This is a genomic window from Parahoeflea alexandrii (genome assembly GCF_027214025.1).
GTDB lineage: Bacteria > Pseudomonadota > Alphaproteobacteria > Rhizobiales > Rhizobiaceae > Hoeflea > Hoeflea alexandrii_A.
The window spans coordinates 1-546 of the sequence record NZ_JAPWHB010000031.1 but is presented as its reverse complement, the minus strand read 5'-3'; the positions used below and the strand labels follow the sequence as shown (position 1 = coordinate 546).

General features: G+C 64.1%; 1 protein-coding gene. It reads left to right on the top strand.

The window, feature by feature from the left end; genetic code table 11:
- Window positions 1-546: VCBS domain-containing protein (locus O4H62_RS26295; RefSeq protein ID WP_269391849.1), on the top strand; the 546-nt coding region annotated here is incomplete at both ends.

Genomic DNA, 546 nt, shown 5'->3' with positions numbered 1-546 from the left:
CTTCTCGGCGCCTTCAGCCTCGATGATCTGCTCGATGGCGTGAGCAACTCGACGTTCGGCGACGGTTCGGGCGAGATCGCCTGGACCTATGACGCCACCAATGCGGCGATCGACTTCCTGGGCGAGAACGACCAGCTGGTTCTGACCTTCACCGTGACGGTCGACGACCAGAACGGCGGCACCGCCTCGCAGGACGTCACCATCACCATCAACGGCACCAATGACGCACCGGTGATCACTTCGGGCGTGCAGTCGGGCACGGTTGACGAGCAGGCTGACCTTGCGCCGCTCGCCGACGCCGATCCGGTCGACGTGACCGGCACCATCACCTTTGACGATGTCGACCTGTCGGACGAGCCGCAGGCTTCTGTGACCAACAGCGTGGTGACGACGGCGACGCTCGCCAATGGCTATGTGCTGACGGCTGGCCAGGAAGCCACGCTTCTCGGCGCCTTCAGCCTCGATGATCTGCTCGATGGCGTGAGCAACTCGACGTTCGGCGACGGTTCGGGCGAGATCGCCTGGACCTATGACGCCACCAATGCG